Annotated in this window: 24 protein-coding genes; 9 read left to right on the top strand and 15 right to left on the bottom strand. The window is 44.1% G+C overall.

Annotated features, from left to right (window positions below; genetic code table 11):
• Nucleotides 1–6: 6 nt before the first annotated feature.
• From HY58_RS08705 to HY58_RS08695, 3 genes are all read right to left on the bottom strand, one after another.
• Nucleotides 7–3279 carry a TonB-dependent receptor gene (locus HY58_RS08705; RefSeq protein WP_216593785.1) on the bottom strand — a complete coding sequence of 1091 codons (3273 nt, stop codon included), beginning with the start codon at nt 3277–3279 and terminating at the stop codon, nt 7–9.
• A 493-nt stretch (nt 3280–3772) separates the two neighbouring features.
• The gene (locus HY58_RS08700; RefSeq protein WP_039130580.1) at nt 3773–5569 is read right to left on the bottom strand and encodes an acyl-CoA dehydrogenase family protein; all 1797 of its coding nucleotides are present in this window, start codon (nt 5567–5569) and stop codon (nt 3773–3775) included.
• Between the two features lie 36 nt (nt 5570–5605).
• Nucleotides 5606–6046, bottom strand: coding sequence for a MarR family winged helix-turn-helix transcriptional regulator (locus HY58_RS08695; protein WP_039130578.1), 441 nt, complete (start codon nt 6044–6046; stop codon nt 5606–5608).
• 108 nt (nt 6047–6154) lie between these two features.
• On the opposite strand from HY58_RS08695, the gene HY58_RS08690 reads away from it, so the two are divergent.
• From HY58_RS08690 to HY58_RS08680, 3 genes are read left to right on the top strand one after another with little or no spacing between them, the layout of a single operon-like run.
• Nucleotides 6155–6985, top strand: coding sequence for an alpha/beta fold hydrolase (locus HY58_RS08690; protein WP_172644625.1), 831 nt, complete (start codon nt 6155–6157; stop codon nt 6983–6985).
• Entirely contained in the window at nt 6982–8130 is a 1149-nt protein-coding gene (locus tag HY58_RS08685; protein ID WP_039130575.1) for a glycosyltransferase, read from the top strand. Before HY58_RS08690 ends, HY58_RS08685 begins: the two co-directional genes overlap by 4 nt.
• A 17-nt stretch (nt 8131–8147) precedes the next feature.
• On the top strand, nt 8148–9227 hold the full coding sequence (locus HY58_RS08680; RefSeq protein ID WP_039130572.1) for an ABC transporter permease: 1080 nt from the start codon (nt 8148–8150) through the stop codon (nt 9225–9227).
• Nucleotides 9228–9241: 14 nt separating this feature from the next.
• Here the strand turns inward: HY58_RS08680 and HY58_RS08675 are convergent, their stop codons facing one another.
• Both HY58_RS08675 and HY58_RS08670 read right to left on the bottom strand, forming a co-directional pair.
• The gene (locus HY58_RS08675; protein ID WP_039130570.1) at nt 9242–9661 is read right to left on the bottom strand and encodes a hypothetical protein; all 420 of its coding nucleotides are present in this window, start codon (nt 9659–9661) and stop codon (nt 9242–9244) included.
• A 100-nt stretch (nt 9662–9761) separates the two neighbouring features.
• Nucleotides 9762–10241 carry an Lrp/AsnC ligand binding domain-containing protein gene (locus HY58_RS08670; RefSeq protein WP_039130567.1) on the bottom strand — a complete coding sequence of 160 codons (480 nt, stop codon included), beginning with the start codon at nt 10239–10241 and terminating at the stop codon, nt 9762–9764.
• A gap of 766 nt (nt 10242–11007) precedes the next feature.
• Between HY58_RS08670 and HY58_RS08660 the strand changes: the two genes are divergently transcribed.
• The 6 genes from HY58_RS08660 (at nt 11008) to HY58_RS08635 (ending at nt 14302) form a co-directional block, all read left to right on the top strand.
• On the top strand, nt 11008–11658 hold the full coding sequence (locus HY58_RS08660) for a porin family protein (RefSeq protein ID WP_052323968.1): 651 nt from the start codon (nt 11008–11010) through the stop codon (nt 11656–11658).
• 19 nt (nt 11659–11677) lie between these two features.
• On the top strand, nt 11678–12376 hold the full coding sequence (locus tag HY58_RS08655) for an OmpA family protein (protein WP_052323967.1): 699 nt from the start codon (nt 11678–11680) through the stop codon (nt 12374–12376).
• Between the two features lie 43 nt (nt 12377–12419).
• The gene (locus HY58_RS08650) at nt 12420–12758 is read left to right on the top strand and encodes a hypothetical protein (protein WP_039130563.1); all 339 of its coding nucleotides are present in this window, start codon (nt 12420–12422) and stop codon (nt 12756–12758) included.
• A gap of 285 nt (nt 12759–13043) precedes the next feature.
• The gene (gene trmB / locus HY58_RS08645) at nt 13044–13754 is read left to right on the top strand and encodes a tRNA (guanosine(46)-N7)-methyltransferase TrmB (RefSeq protein WP_039130560.1); all 711 of its coding nucleotides are present in this window, start codon (nt 13044–13046) and stop codon (nt 13752–13754) included.
• A complete protein-coding gene (locus tag HY58_RS08640) occupies nt 13735–13947 on the top strand; it encodes a DUF5522 domain-containing protein (RefSeq protein ID WP_039130559.1) in 213 nt (70 codons plus the stop codon). Before trmB ends, HY58_RS08640 begins: the two co-directional genes overlap by 20 nt.
• Nucleotides 13922–14302 (top strand): MGMT family protein, encoded by a 381-nt coding sequence (locus HY58_RS08635; protein WP_039130557.1) that lies wholly within the window; start codon nt 13922–13924, stop codon nt 14300–14302. The genes HY58_RS08640 and HY58_RS08635 overlap by 26 nt, the downstream gene beginning before the upstream one ends.
• Before the next feature lie 7 nt (nt 14303–14309).
• Here HY58_RS08635 and HY58_RS08630 read toward each other — a convergent pair whose 3' ends face one another.
• From HY58_RS08630 to HY58_RS08585, 10 genes are all read right to left on the bottom strand, one after another.
• Nucleotides 14310–14777, bottom strand: a complete 468-nt coding sequence (locus HY58_RS08630) for a hypothetical protein (protein WP_039130556.1) — start codon at nt 14775–14777, stop codon at nt 14310–14312.
• A 38-nt stretch (nt 14778–14815) separates the two neighbouring features.
• Entirely contained in the window at nt 14816–15364 is a 549-nt protein-coding gene (locus HY58_RS08625) for a DUF420 domain-containing protein (RefSeq protein ID WP_039130555.1), read from the bottom strand.
• Nucleotides 15365–15374: 10 nt separating this feature from the next.
• Nucleotides 15375–16094 (bottom strand): SCO family protein, encoded by a 720-nt coding sequence (locus tag HY58_RS08620; protein WP_039130554.1) that lies wholly within the window; start codon nt 16092–16094, stop codon nt 15375–15377.
• 82 nt (nt 16095–16176) lie between these two features.
• The gene (locus HY58_RS08615; RefSeq protein WP_052323966.1) at nt 16177–16632 is read right to left on the bottom strand and encodes a cytochrome C oxidase subunit IV family protein; all 456 of its coding nucleotides are present in this window, start codon (nt 16630–16632) and stop codon (nt 16177–16179) included.
• Between the two features lie 21 nt (nt 16633–16653).
• On the bottom strand, nt 16654–17325 hold the full coding sequence (locus HY58_RS08610) for a cytochrome c oxidase subunit 3 (protein ID WP_039130552.1): 672 nt from the start codon (nt 17323–17325) through the stop codon (nt 16654–16656).
• Nucleotides 17326–17375: 50 nt separating this feature from the next.
• Nucleotides 17376–17945, bottom strand: a complete 570-nt coding sequence (locus HY58_RS08605; protein WP_039130550.1) for a cytochrome c oxidase subunit 3 — start codon at nt 17943–17945, stop codon at nt 17376–17378.
• An 11-nt stretch (nt 17946–17956) separates the two neighbouring features.
• The gene (cyoE, locus tag HY58_RS08600) at nt 17957–18889 is read right to left on the bottom strand and encodes a heme o synthase (RefSeq protein ID WP_039130549.1); all 933 of its coding nucleotides are present in this window, start codon (nt 18887–18889) and stop codon (nt 17957–17959) included.
• Between the two features lie 94 nt (nt 18890–18983).
• Entirely contained in the window at nt 18984–20816 is a 1833-nt protein-coding gene (locus tag HY58_RS08595; protein ID WP_039130548.1) for a cbb3-type cytochrome c oxidase subunit I, read from the bottom strand.
• Between the two features lie 29 nt (nt 20817–20845).
• Nucleotides 20846–21913: a cytochrome c oxidase subunit II gene (locus HY58_RS08590; RefSeq protein ID WP_039130546.1), complete on the bottom strand. Its 1068-nt coding sequence runs from the start codon at nt 21911–21913 to the stop codon at nt 20846–20848.
• Nucleotides 21914–21989: 76 nt separating this feature from the next.
• A complete protein-coding gene (locus HY58_RS08585) occupies nt 21990–23207 on the bottom strand; it encodes a hypothetical protein (protein ID WP_039130543.1) in 1218 nt (405 codons plus the stop codon).
• Nucleotides 23208–23225: the final 18 nt, after the last annotated feature.

The following is a 23225-nucleotide window of genomic DNA, read 5'->3' as shown; positions in this document are numbered from 1 at the left end:
TCTTATTTAAAAAGTTACGGAAGCACCAAGGTTTAATACCCTTGCCTGTGGATAATACTGACCACTGCCGCTTACTGCTTCAGGATCATAAATTTTCATCTGATCCCATGTGATCAGGTTAATACCATTCGCATATATGCGGAGGTTACTTATACCCACCTTATTAATGATGCCAGTTGTAACATTATAACCAAGTTCAAAATTCTTAAGACGTAAATAATCATTTTCCCGTAGCCAATAAGTGTTATTTCCTGCACCTGAACCCGAATAATAAGTATTATCCCTGTTATCGATCCTTGGATGAACACTGCTTGGATTTTCAATGCTCCAGCGATTGTCGAAGGTGTATTGCAGATAATTTCCGATATCACCAGATTCGGTGCCGATGAAGAGAAGTCCCCCTCTTGCACCCTGGAATAAAATGGAGAGGTCAAAATTCTTGTACTGCAACCCTGCATTGATACCATAAGTGAAACGTGGGTCACGATTCTTATCCAGCCTTACCTGGTCATCACCGGTGATCTTTCCATCATTATTAACATCCCTGAATTTCATATCCCCGGGACGAAGATTAGCTCCACCTACTGCACTATAATCAATATTGTTAGCTGCAAGATCCTTTTCATCGCGGAATACACCAGCATATTCATAAACAAGGAAAGCTGCTCCATTACTTCCAAAAGTGCTTCCTGTAGATCGCTGCCATTCAGGCACACCCGGCGCTTCACTCCAGAACACGATCTTGTTCTTCGCATATCCTCCATTCACACCAACATTATAACGCAGATCACCAATGGAGTTGTTATAACCAACTTTGAATTCCCAGCCTTTGTTATCAAGTTGACCGATATTTGTTGGTGGCAGAAGGTTTGAAATTCCGGATGTTCCCGGAACAGCACCGCTGGCGCGGATAAGCGCATTCTTACGCTGGTTCCTGAAAACATCGAACTCGATATTCAGCCTATTGTTGAATAAGGTTGCCTCCAATCCCACGTTGGTATTATTACCAACTTCCCAGGTAAAGTTTGGATTGGGCATTTTTGTTTCATATAGGGCTCGGGCAACCTCATCATCTATAATGAAGCTACTGAAACCATAAGTAGCAAGGAATTGATACTCTGCCAGCGATCCATTAATATAAGGTTCAGCACCCATTTGCCCCCAGGAAGCACGAAGCTTCAGGTTATCCACGAAACTAACATTCTCGCGGAAGAAATCTTCTTCAGAGATTCTCCATCCTACCATCACACCGGGGAAAAAACCAAAACGTTTATTTGGAGGGAAAATATAGGAACCATCATAACGCCATAAAAATTCTGCCAGGTATTTTTCCTGGTAGTTATAGCCTACACGTCCGAAATAGCTGAGACGGGCACGCTCATAGGCACCACCGCTCACATTTCTTTCTTCATCACCCCCCGCAAAGAGCTGGTCAACCGCTGTAGATATAAAATATCTCCGGTATGCATTGAAGAATTCTGAATTGATTGTTTCACGTTGTACTCCTGCAAGGAAATTAACGGTGTGATCACCGAAGACGCGATCATAGTTAAGGAGAGCTGAGAGGTTGATATTGAGGCTGTTCTCAGCATTCTGACGCAATCTTGGATCAGTAAAGGTAGAACGGAGTTCTTTGGTCAATTTAGGTGTTGTGCCATCATCTTCATAGGAAACTTTATCCCATGAATAGAGATACCATGGTGTTTGCCATCTTTTGCCACTCATAAGATATTTATCAATAGCTGCGGCACCGGTGAGTTTCAATCCCTCAACACCCGGAATCAATAATTCAAACTTTCCATTAGCCTGGAAATAATCACGTTTGTCTTTATCATAACCAGTAGCATTAGTAGTGATAACAATAGGGTTCTGGCCATTTTCAATATCACGACCAGGTAATCCATTAGGCCAGATCTCGGGCTCATTGGGTTTTCCCCGCATCAGCATCCGGAAAATAGAACCCGCACTTTCTGTTGGGAAAAAACGATATTCTTCCCTTGCAGTCACACCCAAAGTTGTGCTCAGGTATTTGTTGATTTTTGCATCCAGGTTGAAACGAAGATCATACTGCTGGTAACCTGTTGCGGAATTCTTATAATAACCATCCTGGTTCTGGTATCCTACGGATCCAAAATACCTTACGTTTTCATTTCCTCCATTAATTTGAAGGTTATGACGCGACTGTGGTGACCACTTTTTTAGGGCATCACCGAACCAATCCGTATTTGGATGTCCCCATGGATCAGATCCATCTCTATACTTGACAATGTCATCAGGGAAAAATCCTACCGGAGAAGTAACTGTTGCGTTATTATCTGTGCGTACATAAGTTCCTGTTGTATTCAGCGCCTGCCATGCTGCAGCCCACTGGCTGGGGGGAACATTCTCAAATACGGCAAGCTCATTCCGGAGTTCTCCATACTCAATGGCATCTGCCATTTCGGGAATTCTGGTTGCCTGCGCCCAGCCCTGGTTAAAATTATAGGTTAGCTGGGGCTTCCCTGATTTACCCCTTCGCGTTGTTATCAGGATAACACCGTTTGCAGCGCGGGATCCGTAAATGGCAGCAGAAGCATCTTTCAGAACTGATACGCTTTCAATATCAGCCGGGTTAAGACGCTCAAGACCACCTGCCCTGTCTGGCACCCCATCAATTACGATAAGTGCTGAAGTGTTACCTAATGAGTTGGTACCACGGATACGAATAGCCGATCCATCATACCCCGGTTCACCACTACTGTTAACAGCTGTGATGCCCGGCAGGCGGCCGGCAAGTGTATTGGACAGGTTCATAACCGGCGTCTTTGCCAGTTCGCTACCCCTTACCTGAGCTACCGCACCGGTTACCGTTACCTTTCTCTGCGTTCCATAACCTACAACTACCACATCCGATAACTGGGATGATTCAGGTGTTAAGGTAATGGCTACTGTATTTGAACTGTTAAGCGTATACTCCGTGGATTTGAAACCAACATAACTGATTAGCAAAACCGACTGACCATCGGGTACAGTAAGTTTGAAATTTCCATTATCATCAGTAGTAGTTCCAATGGTGGTTCCTTTTACCATTACGCTCACATTTGCCACAGGCGCCCCCTTATCATCAACTATTCTGCCACTTATCTCACGATCAGCATAATAGGGAGTCTCCATCGGAACCTCTGGAGTAGCATAATTAAATAATGGTGTGGCAATGGCCATACCGCAGAGCGCGATCATCATGTGAACGCTTCCTCTCTTTTTAACAAACAGGGGATGAAACAAAAAACTTTTGTTCATGAATGATAGTTGACTTGGTTAATAAATACTGGGGGAAGAGTTGGCACCTGCCCCGCAACAACTACGGTGTACTGTAAAATGAAATATGACCAGGGGAAATAGCAGATGGAGTTTTAAAGACATCACTCCTTATATGGCGGAGCCATTTAAGCAATCGTTTCATAATAGCAGTTTTTGGTCTTAAATTTTCCGGATTCCGCGCTTGACTTCAGAACCCGGCTTAAAGCTAGTAGAAATAGTTAGGGACAACCTCCCCAATTTTATCTCCAATTAACTCGAAATTAACATTATCGGTATTAGGTAATTTGCTTAACTAATGCAATTTCTTAAACATCACCTTTGATAAATACCCCTTCCTCCAATGTTAATGCTATCCCAATAATAACATATTTTTTTTAATAGTCAACTTTACACTTAAAAATATTTTTGGGTAATGGGTATAAAAAATCCCGGTGGGTCACACCGGGATCTGTCAGAAATGTAACTAAACCAACTACATGGGATATTTATTTTCTCCCAGGATTTTTGCTGATATCCGGCGACGCGCCTCCTTGCTGTTGAAAGAGGAAACTTTGGTAAATCGCTTCAGTCCAAGCAGCATCATTCTTTGTTCATCCCCATCGGCAAATGCATTGATAGCATCTTTGCCATGTTTATTGATACGGTCGGCGGCATCATAGAGATAGGTGCGCATGATATCCAATTCCAGCTGGCAGGCTGCTTCACCTCTTTGCTCTACAAGTTTCATGACCCTTAACAATGCACTTTCGGCATTAAATGTTTCAATGGCCATATCTGCAACCTGCATAAGCACTTCCTGCTCGTCCTCAATTTTCATCATCAGTTTCTGTACGGCAGCACCCGCTGTCATGAGAATTGCTTTCTTGAAATTATTGACCGCTTTTCTTTCTGCTTCAAAAGGCGCTTCTTCAGTTGATCCAAAATCAGGAATACTCATCAGTTCCTTCATCACATTCATAGCAGGGCCCATCAGATCAAGCTTTCCTTTCATGGCCCGCTTCAATACCATATCTACAGTAAGTAATCTGTTGATCTCATTTGTGCCTTCATAGATCCTGTTGATGCGGCTGTCGCGATAGGCCTTGGAGATCACATATTCATCACTGTAACCATTTCCTCCATGGATCTGCACGCCTTCATCCACAATGAAATCCAACATCTCACTTCCATATACTTTGAGCATGGCACACTCAATGGCATATTCTTCGGCAGCCCCAAGTAGTGCTTCATTGAAAGGCTTGCCACTATCCAGCAATTCATGTTCTTTATTATCGATCCATTTGCTGGTGCGGTATAATGCACTTTCAGCTACCCATATACGTACTGCCATTTCAGCGATCTTATGTTTGATTGCACCGAAATTGGCTATCGGCTGTTTAAACTGTTCGCGGGTATTGGCATATATAATAGAAACATTGAATGCTCTTTTGGCCCCACCTAATGCTGCCGCACAAAGTTTCAATCTGCCAATGTTCAGGATATTGAAGGCGATGATATGTCCTTTGCCGATTTCACCCAATACATTCTCCACCGGTACTTTACAATCCTGGAAATAGAGTTGTACGGTTGAGGAGCCTTTGATACCCATCTTATGCTCTTCCGGCCCCTGGGTGAATCCTTCCATGCCGCGCTCAACAATAAAGCCTGTGAACTTATCTCCATCCACTTTCGCAAATACAGTATAGATATCTGCAAAGCCGCCATTGGTGATCCAGCATTTCTGTCCATTGAGCAGGTAATGCTTTCCATCCTCACTGAGTCTTGCGGTTGTCTTGGCACTCAGGGCATCAGAGCCACTGTTGGGCTCAGTAAGTCCATAGGAACCCTTCCACTCACCCGAAGCAAGCTTGGGAATGTATTTTGCCTTTTGCTCAGGTGTGCCAAAATAAAGTATTGGCAAAGTGCCTATACCGGTATGGGCGGCAATAGCCACCGAAAATGAAAATCCACCCCCCAGGCCTTCGTTAACCAGCGTTGAGGTGATGAAATCCTTGCCGAGTCCGCCAAACTCTTCCGGAATGGAAGTGCCCAGCAAGCCCTGTTCCCCTGCTTTGTCAACCAGCGAAGGCATTAGCCCCGGCTCCAGTTTATCGATCCTGTCAAGAATGGGCATCACTTCCGAGTCAAGGAAACTAACGCACATCTCTTTCACCATCTGCTGCTCTTCGTTGTAATCCTCCGGAATGAAGGTCTCAAACGCTGCGCTTTCTTTGATCAGCCATTCTCCTCCCTTAAGGATGGTGGCTTGTTGTTGGGCGGCATTGCTCATTTTTGTTTTTTTATGTGGTTTGGTAAATTGGGAGATCTATTTCAGATTATCATACACGATCTGCAAAACCTGCTTACAAATTTCAACCTGGTCGGCCGGCACCCCCTCCAGCGCATCATTTAATGTCTCTTCCGCCAGTTCCATTGATTCTATCTCCAGCTTTCTCGCCTCGGCAGTGAGGAAGATCATGTTCATGCGCCTGTCTTCCTTGGAAGAAACCCTCTTTACAAGCTTCAGTTTCTCCAGGTTGTCGACCAACCGGGTGATACTCGGCTTATCCCTGAATGTTGCATTGCATAGCTCCTGCTGACTAATGCCATCCTGTTTCCATAAATGATACAAAACACTCCATTGCTCAATAGTAAGGTTCAGGTCGGCCGAATTGAATTTCTTCTGCAAACGCCTCGCTATGGCAGTGGATGCTTTACCCGTGATAAAACTGTATAACTCTCCCTTTTTGAATTGGTTGTTTGGCATATAGTTAGTTAAACAACTATTCAAATGTAATAGTTTAAATTCATATCTGCAAGTTCTTTTTGTTGCTTTTGATCACTGGGTTTCTCCGTCAAAATGGAGCTATATTGTATGGCAGATTTGCATCTCATGTACCTCAATCACCAGAATAATACCATTCATTATATCCGTTTCGGTAGCGGCGCAAAACTGCTTTTCTGTCTGCATGGCTATGGCGAAAACAGTGAAGAATTCAGGGCCCTTGCAGAGCAATTGGATAAGGCCTATACAGTTATAGGTATCGATCTGCCCCTGCATGGTAAAACTGTATGGCGGCAGGCCGAATTCCTGCCTCCCGACCTGCAACTGATCCTGCTTTCCATTGCAGAAAAGGAGATGCCCGGTACTTCCCAATGGGCCCTGGCAGGTTATAGTATGGGGGGAAGACTTGCGTTAACACTTGCCCAGCATTATACAAGCAGTATTACGAAACTGATATTACTGGCTCCTGATGGACTCAAGCTCAATTTCTGGTACTGGCTCACCACCCAAACCCGGGTAGGTAACCGGCTTTTCCGTCAAACGATGAATAACCCCACATGGCTTTTCCGCGCAATGAAATGGGCCCGTAAGGCTGGGCTACTGAACCAAAGCATCTTTAAATTCAGCCATCGCTACCTCGATGACCCCGAACAAAGAAATCAACTATATGAGCGATGGACGCTATTCCGGAATTTCCGCCCCGATACAACCCTGCTAAGCCATCTGTTGAAATCATCAAAACTGCCTGCCTTGTTTTTCTTCGGCAATTATGACCGCATCATTACAACCCGCCAGGGCGAGCGGTTCCTCCAAAAGAGCGGCACCCAGGCAAGGCTATACATTATTGAAGCAGGACATCGTTTGCTAAAGCCAGCTTTTGCTGCTACCATTGCAGAAAGAATTTATCAGCAACCGGCATGATGATTTTCGTATATATTACTGCGTTAGTACTCCTGGCTGCGTATGCCCTTCTGATTCAATTCTATTTCAGAAGCTGGAAAGATATGCAGGCAGAACCAGTGCCGCCAGCCCTAACCAGCTCACCACATACCAGGGTTTCCGTAATTGTTCCCGCCAGAAATGAAGAAAGGGATATTGCCTCCTGTATTCAGTCGATATTGCAGCAACGCTATCCATCCTCATTGATGGAATGCATTATTGTTGATGATCATTCAGAGGACAATACCGCCCGCATAGTAAAACAGTTCGACTCGCCTATTCTGCACCTGATCTCATTGCATGACCAGGGGATTTCACCATCCACTAATTCATACAAGAAAAAAGCACTGGAAACAGGAATTGCTGCTGCCGGGGGAGAACTTATCATTACCACCGATGCGGATTGTACCAGGGAGCAGGACTGGTTAAATCATATGGTTGCACATTATGAGCAAACCGGCGATCAGTTTATTGCTGCTCCGGTAAAAATCAGCCATAGTGGGGGATGGCTTTCCGTTTTCCAGGTACTTGATTTCACGAGTCTGCAGGGTATTACGGCAGCATCGGTTCACAGGGGTTTTCACAGTATGTGCAACGGCGCCAACCTGGCATACACAAAAAATGCATTTTATACTGTTGAGGGTTTCCGTGATATTGATCGAAAGGCTTCCGGTGATGATATGCTGCTTATGCACAAAATAACCAGGAAGTTCCCCGGGAAGGTTGGTTACCTGAAAAATAAGGCAGTTGTTGTTACTACAAATCCACAACCAACCCTTCGTGCGTTCTTCCAGCAACGCATCAGGTGGGCCAGTAAAGCACAGGATTACAAGGATAAAAATGTTTTTCGTGTATTGCTGCTCGTTTACACAATGAACCTGCTACTCCTCACAATTATGGTAGCTGGATTTTTTTCAATCGGCCAGGCAATGATCGCGGTTGGATTTTTATTACTGAAGACGCTGGTGGAATGGCGGTTCATGTATTCAGTTTCCAGTTTTTACCATCAACAAAATCTTATGATCTGGTTTCCGCTCTTCCAGCCAATCCATATTTTATATACTGTTATAGCAGGCAGCTTCGGCCAGTTCGGACAATACGAATGGAAAGGCAGGCGGGTCAGCTAATTCTTTATTTTTACCCAATGCAATCAAACAATGAAAATCATATTATCCGTAAACTGCTTAAGAACAAAGGAGCAGCATTTGGTATGGTTCTGATTGTTAATTCATTCTTCCTGGCCATTTTTGCTTATTGGCTGGCGCCCGATGGGAGTCCCGATGCCAATCGTATGATCGTTGAGATCGGTGGTCGTAAACCTGGATTCCGGCAAACATTTTTCCTGCAGCCTAAGGAAACAGACGAAAAACCAAACTGGTTCAGTAAAACAATTTATGGTGAGCCCGATAAACACCTATATATACCCATCGACTCTTTCACAGTTGCCACAAATAGTATTACACTACATAAATTCATTGATGAGGGATTATCAGAACCCATGGAGATCAGCCTGCAAAATTTAACCCAGCCTGTAGAAACATATATCATCACTAAAACCTTTCACCTCGGAACAGATAAATATGGACGTGATATAATGAGCAGGCTCCTGATTGGTGTTCGTGTAAGCCTGCTTGTGGGTGGCATTGCTATGCTGCTTTCCCTAACAATCGGGCTTATATTGGGGGCACTTGCCGGTTACTATGGAGGCAAGGTTGACAACTGGATCATGTGGTTCATCAACGTTATCTGGAGCATCCCCACGCTCTTGTTGGTTTTCGCTATTACACTATTGCTGGGGAAGGGTTTCTGGCAGGTGTTCATAGCAGTTGGACTCACCATGTGGGTGAATGTGGCGCGAATTGTTCGAGGGCAAATGCTGGCTATCCGGAACCTCGAATACGTTGAGGCGGCGCGGGCTTTAGGTTATAGTGATATGCGCATCATCATAAAACATATTCTTCCCAATATAATGGGACCGGTACTGGTGGTTGCGGCAGCAAATTTTGCCTCAGCAATTGTTATTGAGGCCGGACTCAGTTTCCTTGGGATGGGCGTTCAACCACCACAACCCAGCTGGGGCGGTATGATTAAAGAGAACTACAATTTCATCATAACAAATAACCCGATGCTTGCACTGGCACCGGGCTTTGCTATTATGTTACTGGTATTAGCATTTAACCTGCTGGGAAATGGCATCCGCGATGCACTGGATGTAAAAACCTAGCTCATTAACATGCATCAACTCTTCCTGGAATACAAATAAAATCCTGACACGCTATTACTTGGTTTAGACACCGAGGTAACAGTAACGGTTACCCGACAAGGAGTTGCAGCGGGCGTGTTCTTAATCTGGAATGTGGTTGTTTTGGAACTCGTTGTTTTTGTTTCCGTAAAAAACGCAGTCCCTGAACCATCCGGCCTTGCCGTTACTTCTATCCGCACTCCCTGGGGCGGCATCTTTGAATTAACGGTAACGGTCAGGGGAAAATCTGGTCCAACTCCCGGAGTTTCCAACTGGCCATTAATGGCCGGACTGGTTGTAATATTCAGGTTCTCCTCCGGCGTTGTGCCACCGCCTCCGCCGCCCTTACTGCAGGATGGTAATCCTAATAGAGCCAGACTTGCAACAATCAGTAAAAAAGGAAATATTCTTTTCATTCGATAGCATTATCGTTGTTCAATTTTAAAGATAACGGATATGTATTTTCTACACAATAATTGTTGAACAAGTCAACTGTATTCATAACCGTTGGCTCTTTTATATCTTAGTCTCACCCCTCACCTGAACATTCCGGTTCAGACTCTCATCAAGTGAAATAAATGTTTCGGTCCGTTCTATGCCCTTGATCTTCTGCAACTGGTCATGCAATACATTCCGGAGATGATTTATATCCTTGCAGATGATCTCCGCCAAAATACTGTAATTTCCTGTCGTATAATTCATGCGCACGATCTCCGGGATCTTTCCCAGCTCACGCGCAACCGTATCATACAAGGAGCTCTTTTCAAGATAAATACCAATAAAGGCAATTACATCATATCCCAGCAGTTTAAGGTCAACACTGAGTCGGGAGCCTTTGACCACGCCCATCTCCTGCAATTTTTTGATGCGTACATGGATGGTACCACCAGAAACAAAGAGCTTTTTACCGAGATCCGCATAAGAGGTCTCCGCATTCTCCATCATCTCATGGATGATCTGGTAATCCAGTTTATCTAAATTTAATTTCACAGCCATTTTCGGTCATTGTTTTTGATGATTTCTACCACAATATAGTAATTTTTAGATAATTTCGATAGTTTTCAATTATTGATTGAATTATTTGCAAGGAATACTCATTTCTCTGTATGTTTGCATTATCGAAGTTCTTATAGACACTGTGGGATGATGAAATTTTTCGGCAGACATGCCCTCTGGTCTCGGGGGTGGGGACAATCGGATAAAGTTTGCTTCGGCAAAACTAACGACCCCGTGGAGGTTCGACTCCTCCTCCTACAGCAACCGTGTACCTTTTTTGTTCTTAATACTGTGGGGTGATGAAATCTTTGGCAGACATGCCCTCTCGTCTCGGGGGTGGGGATTCCAGGATAAACTTAGCATAGAGCCGACTGGTATTGCTGTTCCGGGTAACCGGTACTGTAATAAAGCCGACCAGGGTTGACCACTAATCTTTGTGCTACGGCTAACTGCCTCGTGGAGGTTCGACTCCTCCCCCTACAGCAATTTTTCGCTTAAATCCCGCCCCTATGGTGGGATTTTTTTGTTTAAGCGCCAGGGTTTTTTTCTCATGTGTGTGTTTACAGCTGTTAGGTAGCCCCTCTTGTTAGGAGGGGCTTTTTTGTGCCTTAATAATTCATTTTCAACTAAATAGCGGGTCAGGATAACCCCATATTACATTTATTCTTATATGGGAACAGAATAATATTGACTATTAGCCGGTGAGAAGTTGAGGCTAGGATGGCATAGTTTTTTTCCCACTCCTGTATAACTAATTAATGACCACATGAAAATGAGTAAGATGATCAGGCCGGTAATTATAGGCATCACAGCGGCACTGACCCTTGGAACAACAGTAAAAGCACAGGACAATGTATCTCTCGGACCAACAGCCGGATTTGGCCATACATGGCTGAGTAACAGCACGAACAGCAAGTACCAGCCAGCCGGAAATGTTGGATTGGCACTGGTTGTTAGTACAGAAACGCGTTTCGGATTTGGTGCCGATGTTAAATGGTCCATTGAAGGGGGAAAAACTTCCACAGACAATTCAACAACCACCACCCGCCTCGATTATATCAGAGTTCCCATTAAAGCCATGTACTTTTTTGGAGAACTGGGTAACAGGGTAAGACCTAAAATTACCCTCGGACCATCTCTTGGTTTCCTGGTTGGTGGCAAGCAGAAATATGAGGTTAGTGATGCTCTTCAAACAGAAGTGGATTCAAAAGACATCGCCAATTCCTTTGATATCGGACTGAACGGATCTGTTGGTCTGAATTACCGCCTTGTGAATAAAACCTGGCTGAACCTCGACCTCAATTATTACCATGGTTTCTCTGATGTAATGAAAGCCGATAACCTGGATATGAAAAACAGGAATCTCGGACTAAACGTTGGCGTAACCTTTGGAATCGGTAAAGTAAGACCTGAATAATATTAATAAATCGAAACCCATGACAATCATTCAAACATGTATAAGCAGGAACCTGGGAAGGTTCACGCTTGGAATAGCCCTACTTGCTTCTGTAGCAACGGGTTGTAAATCAATGAATAAAACCCAGAAAGGGGCTGTAATAGGTGCTGCTGCCGGCGGTGCCGTTGGAGCTGGTGTTGGTAAGGCTGCAGGGAATACCGCAGTTGGTGCAATTATCGGTGCGGCAGTTGGTGGCGTAACGGGAGGAATTATTGGAAGGCAGATGGATAAGCAGGCCAAGGAAATTGAAACAATTCCAGGTGCTACAGTGGAACGGGTTGGTGAAGGTATTAATGTTACATTCGACTCGGGCGTTCTTTTTGGATATGATCAATCCTATCTGACAAATGCAGCTGAAGAGAAAGTTGGAGAACTTGCCAATATCCTTCACAAGTATCCAGATACATATATCCTGATAGAAGGGCATACAGATTCAAAAGGAGGAGCCAGCTATAATATGAATCTGTCAGAAAAAAGAGCCGCTGCCGTTTCTGCCTACCTGGAATCAAAAAAGATTACAGCTAGCCGACTAAAAACGGCCTGGTATGGAGAAAATCAACCAAAATTTCCAAATGATTCAGAGGCGAACCGTGCTAAGAACCGTCGTGTTGAATTCGCCATATATGCCACAGAAAAAATGGTGGAAGATGCTAAAAAGGAAGCAGGTACAGGACAATAGTTCTATACTCATCTAATTAACTGACAATAAAAATTGTACGATCATGAAAAAGATTGAAATGGACAAGATAAGCAGCAAACTGGGCGTATTCAGATTTGCATCTATCAAAGAAAAGATCGATAAGAGTTTTATCCGGCCACTCAGAACCATGATCCGTACAATACAGATGGGACCTGATGGCACCCTTAGTGCATGGTGCGAAGATGAGGATTTCATTATCCAGAATCAACAAAGACCGATCAACATCCTTGCCCGATTCGCTAATAAGGAAAGTGGCGACTTTATGGTAATTGAAGGCCATTCGCGCATAGCTGCATTAGCTCCGGGTAAAGGTGCTTTGCTCCATATCATCCCCTCTAATACCAATATTTTCGAAAGGTAGTTTATACCCTTTCTGATTGATATAAAACGGCCGTCTCATATCCTTGAGACGGCCGTTTTATTAATCAATATCTGAAAGATGTATGGAGTATTTACCTTCTTAGGGTTATTCTTGGGTCTTTCTGGGGTTATCCTAGGCTTTTGAAGGCTAAAAACCCTAGGATAACCCTAGGATAACCCTAGGATAACCCTAGGATAACCCTAGGATAGAACCAGACCATTATGAGGTTTACACTCCTTTTAATCAGCCCTGTTTCAGTATTTGCTTCTGCATATCTTTGCGCGCATGGGTCAAAAAAAATTACTGCGGTTTGAGGCGATCAAGGGATTCCCCAATGTTCTACAGAACCCTGAAGGAATGGGTGGCAACTGGCATAAACAATTCGGTAATCATCATCCTATAACCTTAGAACTTGCCTGTGGAAAAGCAGAATATACCGTTGGTTTAGCGGCAATGTATCCGGAGCGGAATTTTATAGGCGTTGATGTGAAGGGAAACAGGCTCTATGTAGGTGCTAAAAACTCGATTGCTGCCAATATCAGCAACTCAGCTTTTCTGCGTACGCAGATTGACCGCATAGCTACTTACTTCAATAAAAACGAGGTAAACGAAATATGGATAACATTTCCAGATCCCCAATTAAGGCGGTCAAGGGCTAAAAAACGGTTGACACACCCGAAATTTCTACGATTGTATCAACAATTTCTGTCGCCCGGCGGTTTAGTTCATCTAAAGACCGACTCTCCAGTATTATACCGATTTACCTTAATGGTCATCGACCTTCATCGGCTGGAGATGGTTGAACATCAGGATGATATCCATTCATGGGATGGCATCACTCCTGAATTGAAGATCAAGACGCATTATGAGGGCCTGGATATAGCGGGAAGTAATCGCATACATTATATTTCATTCCGGCTACCGGAACAGCCGCTGCAGGATCTGGATGATGAACTGCAGGAATTGGTTAAGAAACATGAAGAAGCAACTAGTTGAAGGAATAGATTTCTATTATAATGCTGAGGGATTTGTAGTGCTCACAGAAAAATATCACCTTGAGAAGGGATTTTGTTGTGGCAATGGTTGTATGCATTGTCCATATAACTATGACAACGTGGAAGAGCCCCGCCGAAGTCAGTTAATCCGCAAAAAAACAGAGAGACATGCCCAGGAAAAAGAAGGAGGTTAAAGCAGTTTTACCCTCCGGAAAAGCGGAAAGCTCTTTTTTTGAACAGGTATATGACCTGGTAGAACAGATCCCCCTGGGTCGTGTTACCACATACGGGGCCATTGCCAGGGCTTTGGGATCAGGGTTATCAGCCCGCATGGTTGGTTGGGCACTAAACGGATCATTCACCAGTACACGCAGGATACCCGCCCAACGTGTTGTGAACAGAAACGGGCAACTCAGCGGAAAGGCCCATTTCGCAACCTCCACTCAAATGCAGGAACTCCTCGAAAGTGAGGGTATAGTTGTTGAAGACGATACTGTTATGGATTTTAATGAAAGATTCTGGGATCCCACCAACCTGGCAGAGGACTGATGCTCTCCTAAATGCCCGCCACATCCTGGTCTGATAACCTCAGCTGCAACATCACCTTTTGTTTGAAGGGATTAAGTCCGCCGAAAATAGCAAGTATCATTATGGTCAATCCCAGGAATGACCAGTTAGCAGTTATGACATAAGATACCATACAGAAAACACTTGCACCAAGTAACAGGTACCATTGAAGCATAGCTGCACTTTTGTAGGCTGCCAGTTTTATCCTCACGGCATTATCATCAGAACGGATAGATTCAACCCTGCGGCGAAATAGCTGCATTCCAACTATAACTGCTGCAAAGGAATAAATAACAGTTATTACCTGCAGCATCCGGTCCACTGAAACAGAAGCAATGGGCTTAAGCAGGTTAAACTGAATCAGTGCAATCCCAAGGATACCAATCCCGATCTGGGCATAAAGAAGTATCCTGTATAGCTTTTGCAATTCATAAAATGGAGAAGACCGAACTGTCATCCCGTGAATTTATGTTAAATTAAAATATAAAACTGCGGTCAGGCATTGGCGTAGTAAGGGCTGATCATTAGATATACTATCACCCCTGTCAATGCAACATAGAACCATATAGGCCATGTTATCCTTGCAAGTTTGCGATGTGCAAGCCATTCCGCTGTTAGCGCACGATATGCTGTGAAAAGGATAAATGGCAATATGATTGCGGCAAGTATAATATGGGTGATAAGAATGAAATAATAAACCGGCCTTATCAGACCCTGCCCACCAAATTTAGTATCGCCGGCAAAAAGGTGATGCCCGATATAAGATACCAGGAACAATGCGGACAATACCATCGCGGTGAGCATTATCTTTTTATGCAGGGAATATTTTCTCTGTTTAACCGCCACCAGTCCGGCCACAAGTAAAACAGTTACCATTGAATTTATCACTGCATTTATTTTGGCGAACAGGTGCACGTCAAAGCCCAGATCTACTTTTAATTCTACCCTTCCAAGCATAACCACTGCTGCAAAAACTACAACGGAAACAATGCCGATAAGTATTCTGGCCTGTTTATCATTTTTCTCAATTAATGCCGGTAACATAGTATTACAATTAATTTCCAAATAATTTACGCTTCTTCTTTTTATCCTTTTCCAGCATGAGCTTTACTATATCTCCTGCAAGATCCTGCATGGCCATACTGTCGAGTCCATTGTAATAACCTCTTACCACGCGGTCTTTATCGAGCAAAACAAATCGTTCGGTATGGATAAAATTTGAATCCACGCCTTCTCCATCCAATGCGGATAATTTCACTTCATTCAGGGCGAAATCATAGATAGATTTCTTATCGCCGGTAAGCATCCACCATACATCATGGTTAACGCCATATTTATCGGCATACTTCTTAAGCTGGGGAACAGAATCGCGCTCAGGATCTACACTAAAAGAAAGGAATTGCACAAAGGTGGTATCAATTTTCCGGGTTACCTCTTTAAGTTGAAGGGTATTCTGGAGGCGCAGCATATTATGGGTGAGGATGGGACAAATGGAAGGGCAGCGGGTAAAGAAAAAATCAGCTACGATTACTTTGCCGTTTACATCGCTCAGACTAACAGTATCACCCAACTGGTTGACCAGTGACAAATCAGCCACTTTATGCCAGACGGTGTCGGTGATCTCCTTTCCTCCATCCACGCGTGTTAATACAGTATCAATATAATAACGACGGGGCATATCAATTGCACCCACACTATAATAATCCACGATAAAGTAACAGATCACGGGAAGAACCAGCGCTATCAATATTCCCACTAATGCTTTCTTATTCAAGACCTTATTTTATTGATGATTGGATCCTATTAAAAAACCATCCGCAGGGCGGATGGTTCAATTCTGTTAAGAACATTAGCCCTTATTCAACTGAGCCTTCCTTCTTGGCATCCTTAGTTTCGCCAGCACCATGCGCAGGTTTCTCTGCCTTGGTCTTGCTTTGCTCATAGTGGTACGGATCATATGTATTCTTAAGATTCTTATATGAATTTCCATCGTAGAGGAACGCAACCAGGAACCACACAAACAGTAGTAGCGGCACCACGATCGTCATGATCATATTTCTCAACTCATGCTTGAGGTGCATAAAGTATGCAACAATGTAAAAAGCCTTTGCAAGCATCAGCACACATATAACTCCTTTGATGAGTAAGCGGAAGAATTCGCCGTCTATATACATCAGCCAGAAACCCAGGGCAAGTTCAATCAGGGTGATAACTGAGAGGATCACGGTAACGCGCATCACTTCTTTGCGGGATGCTTCCCGGTCAAATTCGTGGTGATGGGTTACTTCCTGAAGTTCGTGAAGATTATCCATGATATAATTGTCTTTATTGGGTTAAACAAGGTAAAATACAGTAAATACAAATACCCATACCAGGTCTACAAAGTGCCAGTACAGTCCGGCCTTCTCAATCATCAGGTAATGACCTCTCCGCTCAAATACATCATTCAGCGTCATGATCAGCATGATAATATTAATGATAACCCCGCTAAATACGTGGAAACCATGGAAGCCTGTGATAGTAAAGAAGAAGTTCGTAAAATTGGTTGATGCTTTGGTGCCATCAATGTTCAGGAAGGGATTACTACCCCACCATGCACCTTCATGGAACATATGCGTCCACTCCCATGCCTGGCAGCTAAGGAAAGCGATACCCCCGATAATTGTCAGAATCAGGTTTCTAACCACGGCTTTCTTATCCATAGCATGACCAGCCTGCACCGCTAATACCATAGTAACAGAACTGATGATCAGGATAAAGGTCATCAGGCTCACAAACATCAATGGAAGTCCTGAACCTAATCCAGGGAATGATTGGAAAACTTCATTGGGGTCGGGCCATGAGTTGCTGGAAAAACGGATGGTGCCATAAGAGATCAGGAATGCACCAAAGGTGAAAGCATCACTCATAAGGAAATACCACATCATCAGTTTACCATACTCCACGTTGAAGGGACTTTTACCGCCACTCCACCATTTTTGTTCTGCAGGTACTGCTTGTGCCATGTTCAGTGTTTAAGATTGGTTCGCAAATTTAATCGGATATACGGAATTAACTATTGCATTAGCATAAAAAATACCAGCAGGTAGAGCCATAAAAAGTCTACAAAATGCCAGTATGTGCTCATTACCTCTACCGGAACGGCATTATAATTTCGCATCCTTGTGCTAAATGCTTTAAAAAACATAATTATAAGTGCTATCACGCCGCCTAATACGTGAATTCCATGAAGGCCCGCGATGATATAAAGAAATTGTCCTGCCCCAGACCCTGCAAAGGTGATGCCCGTTGCCCAGATCTGGCTGAAGCCTATAACCTGCATTATTATAAATGCCACCCCAAGGATAGCTGTAAGCGTTAGTAAGGAACGATACTTCACCCGTTCACGCTGTTTAAAAGCCCTGAGAGCCATGAACATGGTTAAGCTGCTGATCACCATAACCGCAGTGGAATACCAGAAGATGTGTGGCATTTCGAAGGTGGTCCAGCTAGGCATGCTTCTCTTAACCACGTAGGCACTTGTAAGCCCGGCAAACATCATTATCATACTACCAATTGCCACCCATAGGGTGAACTTACTTGGATGTATCCTTTTTCTTTGTTCCATAGCTATATTAGTACTCATTCTCACTGTATTTATTGCCCTATCTTATCGGCCAGCAGTGCAAAAAACACTACCATTAAATAAAAATAACTTCCAAACATTACTCTGCGCGCAGCTTTCACTTCCATATCATAATAAAGCCGAACACTCAAGTAAACCATCCCCAGGTTAGCTACCAGCACTATCAGCAGGCTCACCCAACCGGTAAGTCCCGTGAAATAGGGTAACAATCCAACCGGTATCAGCAATACCGAATAAATGATCGATTGTATCGCTGAATACTTTGTAGGCCCTTCCACCGATGGCAGCAACTTAAATCCTGCAGCCTCATAATCGCGGTGTGCTATCCAGGCAATTGCCCAGAAGTGCGGGAACTGCCAGAAGAACTGTATCGCAAACATGGCCCAGCCACCGAGATCCCTTGTACCGTGCTCACCTATCCAGAGCGTATCATTGCCTGCTGCAAAGCCTATTAGGCAGGGCAATGCTCCGGGAAAAGCCCCCACCAGCACCGATATCGAATTCACCTTCTTTAAAGGCGTATAGATAAAAGCGTAGAGGAAGAGGCTGAAGGCTGCCATGCCGGCTGATAAGCCGTTGAAATAATACCAGAGCAAACCAACACCAACAACACCACTCAATACGGCAAAGATCCATCCTTCTGTTTCCGACATCCTGCCAGATGCAATAGGCCTTTTAGCAGTACGCTTCATCAGGGCATCAGTATCTTTCTCTACTACCTGGTTGATGGTATTGGCACTTCCTGTTACAAAGAAACCAGCCAGGAATAGGATACCTATCATGCTCCAGTCAAATGCCACCACTTTTGGTGCCAGCAGGTAACTGATCACTGCCGAAAACACCACCAATATTGTCAAAGAGAACTTCACCAGCAGCATATAATCACGCAACCGTGTACTAATACTGTACCTCTCATCTCGTTTCACCGGATCTGGCTGCTGCATCAATCTTTATTAAACAAACTATCCCTGCTCTAAAAAAAGGCCCCGATAAAACATCAGGGCATTTTATGTTGTTCTAATTTTTTATTTGACCCCTTTAGTGAGCACCCTCAGGGCTTTCAGTCTTTGAGACTGGTTCAGTTTGGGGGATGAAATCGCGACCATCCTTACCATAATCATAGGCCCAGCGATGAACTTCAGGAATCTCACCTTCCCAGTTACCGTGACCAGGGTTGATTGGTGTGGTCCATTCCAAAGTTGTTGCCTGCCATGGATTCTGTGTAGTTACCCTTCTTCCTTTAAACATGGAATAGAAGAAGTTGAATACGAAAAGTAACTGGATGGCGAATACAACAATAGTTACAATTGAGATAAACCTGTTCAATCCTTCAAACTGGTTGAATGACGCCCATCCGCTGAAATCGAGGTAACGACGTGGAACGCCTGCAAAGCCCTGGTAGTGCATGGGCCAGAAGATCAGGTATGCACCCACCAGCGTTATCCAGAAATGGATATAGGCCAGGGTATTATTCATATAACGCCCGAACATCTTGGGGAACCAATGGTACAATCCGGCAAACATTCCAAAAAATGCTGATACACCCATTACTATATGAAAGTGTGCGATAACAAAATAGGTATCGTGCAGGTGAATATCCAGTGTTGAGTTGCCAAGAAATATTCCGGTAAGTCCACCTGAAATGAACATGCTTACAAACCCAATGGCGAAAAGCATACCCGGAGTAAACCGCAGGTTACCTCGCCATAATGTTGTTAACCAGTTGAACACCTTGATGGCTGATGGCACGGCAATAAGCAGTGTAAGCAAAACGAACACGGAACCAAGGAATGGGTTCAATCCGGTTACAAACATGTGGTGTGCCCATACAAGGAAGGCGAGTACACAAATGGCGAACATGGAAGCCACCATCGCCATATAGCCGAAGATTGGCTTTCTTGCATTGGCCGACATAACATCTGAAACCAGTCCCATCGTTGGAAGGATGATGATATATACTTCAGGGTGACCCAGGAACCAGAACAAGTGCTGGTAAAGGATTGCACTTCCCCCTTCATTTGGCAGTGCTTTCTGGGTTGATGCCAGGAAGATATCAGAAAGGTAGAAGCTGGTACCCGCATGGCGGTCAAATAACAGGAGAATGAATCCTGAAAGCAACACCGGGAAAGAGAGCACACCCAATACGGCGGTAAAGAACAGCGCCCAGATGGTAAGCGGAACGCGCGTCATGCTCATTCCTTTAGTACGCATATTCAGGATAGTAGAAATATAGTTAAGGCTTCCGAGTAGTGAGTTTACAACGAAAAGTGCCATACTGATAAGCCATAGGTCCATACCGATCTTTGAACCTTCAGAAGCATCTCCAAGTGCGCTGAGTGGTGGATAGGAAGTCCATCCTCCACTAGCCGGACCGGTCTGAACAAAAAGGGATGAAACCATCAGTACACTGGCAGCGAAGAAGAACCAGTAACTCAACATGTTCATAAAGGGAGATGCCATATCGCGTGCACCCACCTGCAGAGGAATAAGAAAGTTGGAAAATGTTCCGCTCAGTCCGGCGGTCAATACAAAGAATACAAGCACTGTTCCGTGCATGGTGATGAGGGCATAATAGAACTCGGGTTGTATCTTACCACCAGCAGCCCACTTACCCAGGATTGTTTCCAGGAAAGGGAAGGATTCGTTGGGATAACCCAGCTGAAGGCGGAACAATACGGAGAATAATCCACCAATGATGGCCCAGATGATACCAGTTACCAGGAACTGTTTAGCGATCATTTTATGATCCTGGCTGAAGATGTATTTGGTGATGAAAGTTTCCTTATGATGATGACCATGGTGTTCGTCATGATGAACCTCATGGGTCGTGATCACCTCTGATTGTCCGTGCAAATTCACTTCTTGGCTCATGTTAATCAGTTTATGAAATCGGTACGATCTTAATTAGATAATGTTTTCTTTATTTCTGTGGCGGCCGTTACCGTGCTGTCAGACGCAGGAGCTGCCGGGGTGGCGGGTGCCGTTTCAGCAGGAGGGTTTGACATAACATAGTTAGGCTTCTGCTTGGCCAGCCAGAGCAGGTATTCTGCAGGCTCCACCACTTTAACGATACCCTTCATGGAATAGTGACCCTTACCACACATCTGGTCACAGGAGATCTCATATTCGAAATCAGGATTACCGGTTTTCTCTTTCATCTGTGCAGTTGTATACTTCGGCGTGAACCACATGGTAGTAGGTGTGCCGGGAACTGCGTCCATCTTCATACGGAAATGTACCAGACCAACATCATGTACTACATCGCGACTGTTGATCACCAGTTTCACCGGCCTTCCAACAATCATATACATTGCTTCATTGGTAACGATATCATCCTGCGCAGCCCTATCTTCCCAAAGCAGACCAAGCTGGTTGAGTTGACCTTCGTTGATATTCTTATAGTATTTCTTACCGAATACTTTGTCTTTTCCCGGGTAACGGTAGATCCAGCCAAACTGCTTACCTGTTATTTCGATCACGTTAGCCTCTTTTGGAGCATCACCAGTGATTTTGAACCAATAGAAAAGACCAAATCCAACCAGCACAGTCAATGCAATAGCCGGAACAACAGTCCAGATGATCTCCAGTTTGTTATCGTGGGGGAAGTAATAAGGTTTTCTCTTTTCAGAGTACTGGTACTTGTAAGAGAACCAGAAAAGAAGGATCTGCGTTATAATGAATACTACGCCTGTAATGGCAATAGTGATATAGAGCATCGTATCGATCTTCTCTCCATGGTCTGAAGCAGCTTCTCCAAGGATCTTGCCTTTGAAAAGTTCATTACACCAATACACCCCTATCAATCCAAGGATGAGAAAGGCCAGCAACAGGAAACCATTGATTTTATTATTCTGCTCAAAGGTTTTCTTCTCCCCCTTCAGCACGGATACATACTCGCTGGCTTTTGCGATCTGGAAGACCACGATAAAACCCAACAACAGGATCGCTATGATTAATAAAGTTGACATGTTTTATACCGTGTTTATACAAAGTTTTGAATGAATGCTTGTACTATCAGCTTTTGTTTAAAGTTAACCCTCTTAATCAGGTATGGTGAATTATGCTCTCCTTGAGGAAAGGGTGATTTTTTACCACCAGTGAACGTTTGGTAAGTGCATTTCCCGCACTCCACATGATCAGGCCGATGAATCCGGCTGCCACACCAAAATCAAAGAGGTTAAGCTCCACATGATCTTTTGAAATACTTCCGATCACCATCTGGTAAAAATCGATCCAGTGACCAAAGAGGATCAATACCGACATGAATACCAAAAGCGTATAGTTGCGTTTAGAACTTCTTCTCATTAGGATAAGGAGTGGCGCCAGGAAGTTGATGATCAGGTTAAGAAAGAAAATTCCCCTGTATGGTCCCTGCACCCTGTGTTTGAAATAAACAGTCTCTTCCGGAATGTTGGCATACCAGATCAGCATGAACTGGCTGAACCAGAGGTATGTCCAGAAGATTGAAAATGCAAACATGAATTTACCTAGGTCATGGAGGTGCTCCTGGTTTACCAGTTCGAGGTATCCATGGTTCTTCAGGTAAATCACGAAGAGGGTCATCAGGGCAATACCTGCTACAAATGATGATGCGAAAGTATACCAGCTATACATGGTGCTGTACCAGTGTGCGTCGATACTCATGAACCACAACCATGGAACAGTTGATGCCACTGTTAATGCAAACCATACGAGGTATAGTGAACCCCATACTGTAGTTTTATACACATAGCGTTTGCCTTCTTCTTTAGTAAGTGGGCCGCGCTCATCAAGTTCAGCGCTGATTTTTCTCATTCTCGCACCAAGGAGAATCCAACCGGCAATTGTCAATACAGTCCAGACAATAAAAAATGTAGGATTAAGGAATGCTTTTTTTCCAAGTATAAGTTTATCGTCACCCGGAGTAAGCCAGTGGTAAATATGATGTTGGTGACCAAGAACCAGTGCAATGAGGATTACAAAAGAAATAATTCCTATTGGTATAACGGCAACGGATATAGCCTCACTTACACGTCGGAAAGATAATTGCCATCCACCCATGGCGAGCGTTGTTGCGCAGATAAAAAACATCGCGGCGTTTACAACCAAAAGAAAGTAAACACTGTTGTAAAGCAGTACTCCCCAAAAACGGGCATTCTGGTGCTCATCACCCGCGCCATAAAGGAAGTAGCCTATGAGGATGGAAACCAATCCAACCGCCATGAGGATCATCGACCACATCTTGTACTTCGCGGGTATTTCAAACTGTTCTCTGAAAGACATTCTCAATAATTTATCGTT

The organism is Flavihumibacter sp. ZG627 (assembly GCF_000814325.1).
Taxonomy (GTDB): domain Bacteria; phylum Bacteroidota; class Bacteroidia; order Chitinophagales; family Chitinophagaceae; genus Flavihumibacter.
Note: the sequence above shows the minus strand (reverse complement) of the source record. Positions and strands in the feature narration are given on the sequence as shown.

Excerpts from the sequence above, each read along its gene's own strand:
- HY58_RS08610 (WP_039130552.1), bottom strand. The coding sequence starts at position 17,325 with ATGGCACAAGCAGTACCTGCAGAACAAAAATGGTGGAGTGGCGGTAAA.
- HY58_RS08640 (WP_039130559.1), top strand. The coding sequence starts at position 13,735 with ATGAAGAAGCAACTAGTTGAAGGAATAGATTTCTATTATAATGCTGAG.
- HY58_RS08605 (WP_039130550.1), bottom strand. The coding sequence starts at position 17,945 with ATGAGTACTAATATAGCTATGGAACAAAGAAAAAGGATACATCCAAGT.
- HY58_RS08660 (WP_052323968.1), top strand. The coding sequence starts at position 11,008 with ATGAAAATGAGTAAGATGATCAGGCCGGTAATTATAGGCATCACAGCG.
- trmB (WP_039130560.1), top strand. The coding sequence starts at position 13,044 with ATGGGTCAAAAAAAATTACTGCGGTTTGAGGCGATCAAGGGATTCCCC.
- HY58_RS08690 (WP_172644625.1), top strand. The coding sequence starts at position 6,155 with ATGGCAGATTTGCATCTCATGTACCTCAATCACCAGAATAATACCATT.
- HY58_RS08700 (WP_039130580.1), bottom strand. The coding sequence starts at position 5,569 with ATGAGCAATGCCGCCCAACAACAAGCCACCATCCTTAAGGGAGGAGAA.
- HY58_RS08590 (WP_039130546.1), bottom strand. The coding sequence starts at position 21,913 with ATGTCAACTTTATTAATCATAGCGATCCTGTTGTTGGGTTTTATCGTG.
- HY58_RS08695 (WP_039130578.1), bottom strand. The coding sequence starts at position 6,046 with ATGCCAAACAACCAATTCAAAAAGGGAGAGTTATACAGTTTTATCACG.
- HY58_RS08625 (WP_039130555.1), bottom strand. The coding sequence starts at position 15,364 with ATGTTACCGGCATTAATTGAGAAAAATGATAAACAGGCCAGAATACTT.
- cyoE (WP_039130549.1), bottom strand. The coding sequence starts at position 18,889 with ATGCAGCAGCCAGATCCGGTGAAACGAGATGAGAGGTACAGTATTAGT.
- HY58_RS08670 (WP_039130567.1), bottom strand. The coding sequence starts at position 10,241 with ATGGCTGTGAAATTAAATTTAGATAAACTGGATTACCAGATCATCCAT.
- HY58_RS08595 (WP_039130548.1), bottom strand. The coding sequence starts at position 20,816 with ATGAGCCAAGAAGTGAATTTGCACGGACAATCAGAGGTGATCACGACC.
- HY58_RS08585 (WP_039130543.1), bottom strand. The coding sequence starts at position 23,207 with ATGTCTTTCAGAGAACAGTTTGAAATACCCGCGAAGTACAAGATGTGG.
- HY58_RS08685 (WP_039130575.1), top strand. The coding sequence starts at position 6,982 with ATGATGATTTTCGTATATATTACTGCGTTAGTACTCCTGGCTGCGTAT.
- HY58_RS08675 (WP_039130570.1), bottom strand. The coding sequence starts at position 9,661 with ATGAAAAGAATATTTCCTTTTTTACTGATTGTTGCAAGTCTGGCTCTA.
- HY58_RS08680 (WP_039130572.1), top strand. The coding sequence starts at position 8,148 with ATGCAATCAAACAATGAAAATCATATTATCCGTAAACTGCTTAAGAAC.
- HY58_RS08635 (WP_039130557.1), top strand. The coding sequence starts at position 13,922 with ATGCCCAGGAAAAAGAAGGAGGTTAAAGCAGTTTTACCCTCCGGAAAA.
- HY58_RS08630 (WP_039130556.1), bottom strand. The coding sequence starts at position 14,777 with ATGACAGTTCGGTCTTCTCCATTTTATGAATTGCAAAAGCTATACAGG.
- HY58_RS08655 (WP_052323967.1), top strand. The coding sequence starts at position 11,678 with ATGACAATCATTCAAACATGTATAAGCAGGAACCTGGGAAGGTTCACG.
- HY58_RS08615 (WP_052323966.1), bottom strand. The coding sequence starts at position 16,632 with ATGGATAATCTTCACGAACTTCAGGAAGTAACCCATCACCACGAATTT.
- HY58_RS08650 (WP_039130563.1), top strand. The coding sequence starts at position 12,420 with ATGAAAAAGATTGAAATGGACAAGATAAGCAGCAAACTGGGCGTATTC.
- HY58_RS08705 (WP_216593785.1), bottom strand. The coding sequence starts at position 3,279 with ATGAACAAAAGTTTTTTGTTTCATCCCCTGTTTGTTAAAAAGAGAGGA.